This window comes from Desulfacinum hydrothermale DSM 13146 (assembly GCF_900176285.1).
In the GTDB taxonomy this organism is placed as follows: Bacteria; Desulfobacterota; Syntrophobacteria; order Syntrophobacterales; family DSM-9756; genus Desulfacinum; species Desulfacinum hydrothermale.
On sequence record NZ_FWXF01000001.1, the window covers coordinates 244,247 to 251,801 of the forward strand.

Below are 7,555 nucleotides of genomic sequence, written 5' to 3' on the forward strand. Positions count from 1 at the left end.
GAGCCTTCGCCCGCCCCCATGGGATCGTCACCACTCCCAAGGCCTGGGCCGCGGTTGTGTGAAGAGAATAGCAAAAACACGGTCCCGTGTCCCCTCCCAAGGAAAACCCTTTTGTGCATGGCCATTAAAGGAAGGAAAATTGTGGCGCCCCATGCCCTTTTTTTCACTTTAATTCTTGACGCGTTGTGGAAGCTCCACTAAAGTGAACATGCGTCCGTTCGGCTCCAGGGGCAGGAGTTCCGGCGCGCCGGCATGCTTTCGGGGCCTCCCGGAAGAATCACACTCGATTCCCGATTTGGACAGGCACAGATCTTTGGCCCACACCGAGACCCGCAACATGGGAGTTTCATCTTTTCTCTTTTGGGGCGATAAGCGTTTTTTTTGCTCAATTTTCGGCGCGGAAAGGAGGTGCGAGAAGACGAGGGAAGCGCCGGCAGGGTACGAGAGGCAATCTCTATTCTTTCATGTCCAACGAAGAAGGGAGAGGAAAGAGATGACGAAAAGGGGCTTGCTGTTAATTTTGGCGTGCGTGTGTGTTGTGGCCTTCGGCGGAGCCTCCTGGGTGGCGGCTCAGCCGGCCAAGGACATCACCGAAGAAGTGATCGTGGGGCCGGGTAGTGTGAGCGTGGCCACCAAGAAGGACATCATGATGAGCTTCGGCGCCCTGGTGCGCTTCATCCCCACCTCCGAATCCAACTGGGACTTCGGGATGGGAGACAAAGTTTCGGGGTTTTTGGGCGGAGGGTTGCCCAGCTACCTTTTCAAGTCCCATGCCAATGAGGCGGGAACGGTCACCGGCGGCTACATTCGAAACGAGGACAAGATCTACTTCAATGCCCTGCCTCAGGACCGCAAGTGGTCCTTCTATGCGGCGCTGGAATTCGACCGGCCCATCGACACGAACACGGTGGACAACCGCGGCGGCAACAGCGACAACAGCAACTTCGGCATGGAGCGCCTGAACGTGAGCGTGGCCCTGCCGTTCAACACCCGCCTGCATGCCGGTTGGGACATTTGGGCTTTGATCACTACGATGGCGCTTCCATGGTCTATGCCGATGACAACCCCGGTTTTTGGCTGGATGGTGCGGCAGGCGCCTTCACCTATAGCATCGGCTATTTCAAGCTGGCGGACACGAACTTCCAAAGCGGGCTGAGTCAGGCTATTACGAATGCCGACTTCTCCGATGCGGACAGCGACCGCGACCTGTTCGCCGGTTGGGTGCAGTACAAGATCAACGACAACCACAAGGTGAAGTTCTTCTATGGCTTCGATCGCATCCGCAGTGTCCCCACCGGGGATCTTCTCTATGCGCTGAAGGGACCGGGCATTGGAACCGGGAAACAGGCCGACATCGACAGCCACCATCTGGGCGGTTACTACACGGGGAAATTCGGTGCCTTTGAACTCTTCCTGGAAGGTGTCTACCAGTTCGGCAGCGCGGACAACACGGGCTTGAGCGCGTTGGGAAAGGCTGAAGACTACGACATTTCCGCTTATGCCCTGGCCGCCGACCTGGCTGTGGACCTGAAAGACTGGGTCGGCTTCAGCGTGAAGCCGCATGTGGGTGTGATGTATACTTCCGGTGACGATGATCCCAACGACGATGAGCTGAATGGCTACAACGGCATCGAAAATGGCGAGCGTTTCTCCAGCTACTGGGGTGGCGAGAATACCATCATCGCCGACACCAACCTGGTTTTGGGGACGGTGCTCTACGGCTATCTTCCGGAACTCTACGGCAACGGCACCCCGGTTTTTACCGGTGGATTGCAGAATTTTGCGGGGAAAGGAAACGGTCGTGGCGACAACCCGGGTCTCACCATGCTGAGCCTGGGGGTGACCATCACGCCCAAGCGGTTCATCATCTACCGCACCAACGTGAACAACTTCTGGTGGAACGAGGATATCTTGGTGCAAAACTTTGTGAATCCGGCCATCTTCACCAAGGTGGAGTCCGGCTTTGTGGGAACGGAGTGGGACAACGAGCTGACCGTGGCCCTGCACAAGAACATGTTCATCAAGGGCGAGGCGTCCTTCTTCTTCCCGGGTGAGGTGATCGAGGACGTGACGGAAGCCATCAGCGGCAAGAAGAGCGACGACACGGCGTCGCGCCTGGCCGCCGAGCTCATCTGGAAATTCTAACCGCAACGCTGGATCGTCGGCACGGCCCATCGGGGCCGTGCCCCGTTCTTTGATGTTTCAGTGGGGCAGGGAAATGGGGTATAGTGAGCGCCGCGAGGCCGCTATGCCCCATTTTTTTGAACCCCCAACGGCAAAGGGAGTCCAACCCATGAAGCGCTCCGTCACACTGTTCCTTACCCTGTTGCTGGTCGTTTCCTACCTGGGCCTTCCGGGATGCGGTTCGGGTCCGGACATCGTGAGCGAGGAGAAGAAGCCGGGCCAGGAGTACTCGGCGGCCGAGGTCCGTGAGATCTTGATCGACCACCCCTTTCTCCTTTCCGGGGACTACTTTCGGGAGCGTCGGGACCTGAAGCCCATGGTGCTGGGCAGTGTGCTGTCCCAGGCCCAGGAGGAATCCACCGAAGAACTCAAGGCCCAACTGAAGGAAAAGGAAAAACGGCTGGCACGGCTGGAAAAGGCCGTCTTTCAAGGGCGGCGTCCGGCCCTTCCCGCCGAGGCGCTGCGGATCAAGGTGGGATTCCTGGTGGATCCGCAAAAGGTGCCCGCCCACCTGGCGGACCGGCTGTTGGCCCAGGCGGACCGCCTGGCGGTCACCTACGATGTGCTCTTCGTCCACCATCGGGACCTGGAACAGGTCCTTTCCGGCACCGACTGCCTCCAGAAGCGGGATCTGGCCTGCATCACCCGCATCGCCGCCATCTATCCGGGAACGCGCTTCATCTGCCTGGTGGAATCGGTCAGCGTCCCCGCGTCCCTTCCCGGCACGGCCTCGGCCCGGTTCGGCCTGGTGGACGCCGGCATCGGATACCGCTACCCGCTGGTGCAGATGGAGATGCCGGTCAAAAGCGACGCCGATGTGGCCACCTTCCTGGAACTCATGGTGCGTCGAAGCTACGAACAGGCCCTGGACAAGAAGAGCACCATGCCCTGGGTGACCCACGTCTTCAGCGGCCAGTCGGGACAGTGGTTCGTGAGCGCCGGTAACCGATCGGGTCTGCTGGTGGGGGATCTGCTGGACGTGGTGAGCGAAGGCAAGCTGGTGAAGGCTCCCACGGGGGTTCCCGCCGCCTGGATACCCGGCCCGCCCAAGGGACGGCTCCGCGTGGAACGCCTCTTCGGTGATGACCTGGCCATCGCCACGCTGGTTTCGGGAGATCCGCCCCAGATGAGCGACTATCTCATCCCCGTCAGGGCCAAGCCGTGAATGGGGAGTCGTGAATCGACGCCCGAGAACCGAAAGCTCAAAACTTCCCGGAACACAGGGGCCAAGCGGGGGTGTTTCCGCTTGGTCCCCAAAGCCCTTGACATGCCGGCCGACAGGGGGTAAAAAGGGCCCGTAAGTCAACCGAACGGTAGGTAAGAAGATGAAACCCCACCGCTTTTCCCCATCCCGGAATCCGGCGGACAACAGCACGCAGCGCCAACTCTATCGCGTGGCCGCCCGCCTCTTTCAACAAAAGGGCTACCGCGCCACGTCCATGCAGGACATCGCCGACGCCCTGGGCATCCAGAAGGCCTCCATCTACTACTACATCCGCACCAAGCAGGACCTGCTCATGGCCATCGCTCGGGCGTCCATGGAGATGCTCCTGGCCGAAGGGGAACGGATCGCCCGGGCCCCCCTTCCGCCCGACCAGAAGCTCCGGGAGCTCCTGAAAAGCCACGTGACCCTCATCTGCCGCAACCTGGATCTTTTCACCGTCTCGCTCCGGGAACTCACCCCCGTCAACGCGGGGGATCACTGGAAGGAGGTGGTGGCGCTCCGGGACCGCTACGAGGCCCTGCTGCGCGCCATTCTGCGAGAAGGCATGGAAAAGGGCGCCTTCCGGAACCTGGACGAAAAGCTGGTGGGCTTCGCCTTCTTGGGCATGGTCAACTGGACCATCCGCTGGGTGGATCCCCAAGGGGAAAAGAGCCCGGAAGAGATTGCCTCCGTCTGGGAAGAGCTCTTCTTGAACGGCGTCCGGGTCCCGAGGGACCTGCCCAAGGGCTGAGTCGGCCGGAGGCTGCCCAATCTTTTGATGGCTTGAAGCCGCCGAGCCTTGAAACTGCTGCTGCAGCACCACCTTTCCCATGTACTTTTTCGGACCTTTTGAGGAATCGCTCCCGGCGCCCTGGATGGGCACCAACACTTTTTCCGTTCCATCCGCCATGGAGAAAACCCTCAGGAGGTGAACCATGACCTACCGATACCTGGACGTGGTCCAAGGGGAACACCTGCTCACGGTGACCGTCAACCGTCCGGAAGCCATGAACGCCTTGCATCCTCCCGCCTGCCGGGAATTGGATGAGGTCTTCGACCGGTTCCAGGACGATCCGGATCTGTGGGTGGCCATCCTCACGGGCGCTGGTTCCAAGGCCTTTTCAGCCGGAAACGATCTGAAGTGGCAGGCGCAACACGGGGCCGAGGCCCTGCGGCGTGAGATGGACGCTCTGCGGGGCGGCTTCGGGGGGATCACCCGCAGGACCGATTGCTTCAAGCCCCTCATCGCGGCGGTGAACGGCCTGGCCCTGGGCGGGGGCTTCGAGCTGGGCCTGGCCTGCGATGTGATCGTGGCCGCGGAAACGGCCCAGTTCGGGCTTCCCGAACCGCGCGTGGGGGCCATGGCCGCGGCCGGAGGGGGCCGTGCGTCTTCCGCGCCGGATTCCCTACCACACGGCCATGGGCCTTCTCCTCACGGGGCGGCGCCTTTCGGCCCAGGAAGCCCTGGCCGTGGGGCTCGTGAACGAGGTGACCGCACCGGAAAAGCTGCTGGACGCGGCCCGTCGGTGGGCGCAAGAGATGCTGGCCTGTTCGCCCGTGGCGCTGCGGGCCACCAAGGAGGCGGCCGTCCAGGGCCTGGATCTGCCTCTTGACGAGGCCCTTGGAACGGTCTTTCCGGGCATGCGGGCTCTTCGCCAATCGGAAGACTACATGGAGGGGGCCCGGGCCTTTGCCGAGAAGCGAAGGCCCGTGTGGAAAGGCCGATGAGGCCTTTTTTTGAGCCCTGTGATTCTACCGTCTGGTTGGTCGTATAACAACCGGCCTCGGGCACCTTCCCAGAAATGAAAGGACGTGGACCCATGGATTTCACCATCCCCGAAAACCTTCGCATGATGCAGGAAACCATCCGCCGCTTCGTGCAACGGGACCTGGAACCCATCAGCCGCCAGGTGGAAGACGAAGACCGCATCCCGGAAGCAACCGTCCAAAAGATGCGAGACCTGGGCCTCTTCGGCCTGGCCATCCCCGCATCCTACGGCGGTCTGGGCCTGGGAGTTCTGAGCGAATGCCTGGTCTATGAGGAACTTTCCAAGACCAACGCCTGCTTTCGAAGCCGCATCGGCACCAACAACGGCATCGGTTCCCAGGGAATCGTGATCGACGGCACCGAGGAGCAGAGGCAAAAATACCTGCCCCGACTGGCCTCGGGGGAATGGACCGCCTGCTTCGCCCTCACCGAGCCGGAAGCCGGTTCCGATGCGGCCGCCATCCGCACCCGGGCGGAGCTCCGAGGCGACCACTGGGTCCTCAATGGCAAGAAGCACTTCATCACCAACGGGGACATCGCCGATGTGGCCACGGTCTTCGCCGTGACCGACCCGGAAAAGCGGGCTCGGGGCGGCATCACGGCCTTCATCGTGGAACGGACCTTCCCGGGCTATTCCGTGGGCACCATCGAACGGAAGATGGGCCTGCGCGGCAACCACACGGCGGAACTGGTCTTTGAAGACTGTATCGTTCCCCGGGAAAACGTGATCGGTGGAGAGGCCATGATCGGTCAGGGTTTCAAGACCGCCATGAAGGTCCTGGACCGGGGGCGGCTCACCATGGGGGCTTCGGCCGTGGGGACCGCCCAGAAGCTCCTGGAACTTTCCCTCGACTACGCCGGACAGCGGGTCCAGTTCGGAAGGCCCATCGCCCAATTCCAGGCCATCCAGTTCATGCTGGCCGACATGGCCACCCAGATCTACGCGGCCCGGCAGATGGTCCATCATGCCGCATGGCTCCGGGACCAGCGCGGCACGGCCGTGGTGAAGGAAGCCGCCATGGTGAAGCTCTTCTGCACCGAGATGGTCAACCGGGTGGCGGACATGGCGGTGCAGATCCACGGCGGCATGGGGTACATGAAGGACTATCCCATCGAACGATTCTACCGGGACGTGCGGCTTACGCGCATCTACGAAGGAACCAGCGAGATCCAGCGGCTCGTGATCGCGCGCGAACTTCTCAAGTAGTCCCTTCAATGGGTTTGAGAAAGGAGAAGCCATGGAAGTGAAAAAGGTTTTCGTCATGGGGGCGGGCCTCATGGGAAGCGGGATCGCCCAGGTGGCCGCCCAGGCCGGCTGCCGGGTGGACTTGTGCGACGTGAACCAGGAAGCCCTGGACCGGGCCCTGAACAACATCAGCTGGTCCGTGGGAAAACTGGTGGAAAAGGGGGCGGTGCAGGAATCCAAAGAGGCGGTGCTGGACCGGATCCGACCCACGCTCACCGTGGACGCCGCCTCGGAGGCGGACATGGCCATCGAGGCGGTCTTCGAGAACCTGGAGGTGAAACGGGAGGTCTTCCAGCGGCTCGACGCGGTCCTTCCCGCCCATAGCCTTCTGGCCACCAACACCAGCGCCATTCCCGTCACGCAACTGGCCGCGGCCGTTTCCTCCGGGCGCAGACCCAAGGTGCTGGGCCTTCACTTTTTTAGTCCCGTGCCCATGATGCCGGCGGTGGAGGTGGTCCGGGCCATGACCACCGACGACCAGACCTTCCTGGCCGGGCGCGATTTCGTTTTGAGCCTGGGCAAGGAGCCCATTCTGGTGCGAAAGGACGTGCCGGGGTTTCTCATCAACCGGATCAACTTCCCGGCCACCCTGGAGGCCATGTGGCTGGTGGAAGCGGGGGTGGCCACGGTGGAGGACGTGGACAAAGGGCTGCGCTTGGCGGCGGGCCGCAAGATGGGGATCTTCGAAACCGGCGACATGGTGGGCCTGGATGTGACCCACGGCGCCCTGCTGGCCGTCTTCGAGGAAACGAAAGACCCGCGCTGGTACCCGCCGGCCATCCTGCGCCGCAAGGTCCAGCTGGGTCACCTGGGCCGAAAGACCGGTCGGGGCTGGTACGTTTACGACGACCAGGGAAACCGGATCGGACCGGCGGACGTGTGAAAAGGCCGAAAGCGCCAAAGGCTGGAGACGCAGAAAGGGAGGAAGTCGGCGCTCGTCAAGGCCAGAATTTGAGGATGCCCATGAGGACGGTGAGGAAGGAAAAACCGATTCCCATGGTCCATTGGAGCGTGAGGAAGCGCTTTTCCATGGCCTGGAAGCGCTCATCCATGGCCTCGAACCGTGTGCCCATCTCCCTCTGGAGGGCTTCGAAGCGTTTATCCATGGTTTCAAAGCGCTTTTCCATGGCCTGGAAGCGCTCATCCATGGCCT

The 7,555-nt window shown here is 61.9% G+C and carries 6 protein-coding genes and 2 pseudogenes; 7 read left to right on the top strand and 1 reads right to left on the bottom strand.

The window, feature by feature from the left end; all coding sequences use genetic code 11:
- Positions 1-493: 493 nt before the first annotated feature.
- The 7 genes and pseudogenes from B9A12_RS01175 (at position 494) to B9A12_RS01205 (ending at position 7,285) form a co-directional block, all read left to right on the top strand.
- The gene (locus tag B9A12_RS01175) at positions 494-1,156 is read left to right on the top strand and encodes a hypothetical protein (RefSeq protein WP_084055712.1); all 663 of its coding nucleotides are present in this window, start codon (positions 494-496) and stop codon (positions 1,154-1,156) included.
- Positions 1,045-2,145, top strand: a complete 1,101-nt coding sequence (locus B9A12_RS01180) for an alginate export family protein (protein WP_139796427.1) — start codon at positions 1,045-1,047, stop codon at positions 2,143-2,145. The genes B9A12_RS01175 and B9A12_RS01180 overlap by 112 nt, the downstream gene beginning before the upstream one ends.
- A 148-nt stretch (positions 2,146-2,293) precedes the next feature.
- Positions 2,294-3,349: a hypothetical protein gene (locus tag B9A12_RS01185; RefSeq protein ID WP_084055714.1), complete on the top strand. Its 1,056-nt coding sequence runs from the start codon at positions 2,294-2,296 to the stop codon at positions 3,347-3,349.
- Between the two features lie 160 nt (positions 3,350-3,509).
- Positions 3,510-4,139 carry a TetR/AcrR family transcriptional regulator gene (locus B9A12_RS01190; protein WP_084055715.1) on the top strand — a complete coding sequence of 210 codons (630 nt, stop codon included), beginning with the start codon at positions 3,510-3,512 and terminating at the stop codon, positions 4,137-4,139.
- Positions 4,140-4,323: 184 nt separating this feature from the next.
- Positions 4,324-5,116 (top strand): annotated as a pseudogene (locus tag B9A12_RS17845) (enoyl-CoA hydratase-related protein).
- Positions 5,117-5,208: 92 nt separating this feature from the next.
- Positions 5,209-6,363 (top strand): acyl-CoA dehydrogenase family protein, encoded by a 1,155-nt coding sequence (locus B9A12_RS01200; RefSeq protein WP_084055716.1) that lies wholly within the window; start codon positions 5,209-5,211, stop codon positions 6,361-6,363.
- Positions 6,364-6,394: 31 nt separating this feature from the next.
- The gene (locus tag B9A12_RS01205; RefSeq protein ID WP_084055717.1) at positions 6,395-7,285 is read left to right on the top strand and encodes a 3-hydroxyacyl-CoA dehydrogenase family protein; all 891 of its coding nucleotides are present in this window, start codon (positions 6,395-6,397) and stop codon (positions 7,283-7,285) included.
- A 55-nt stretch (positions 7,286-7,340) separates the two neighbouring features.
- Here B9A12_RS01205 and B9A12_RS01210 read toward each other — a convergent pair.
- Positions 7,341-7,555: pseudogene (locus B9A12_RS01210) on the bottom strand (hypothetical protein); the annotation flags it as partial.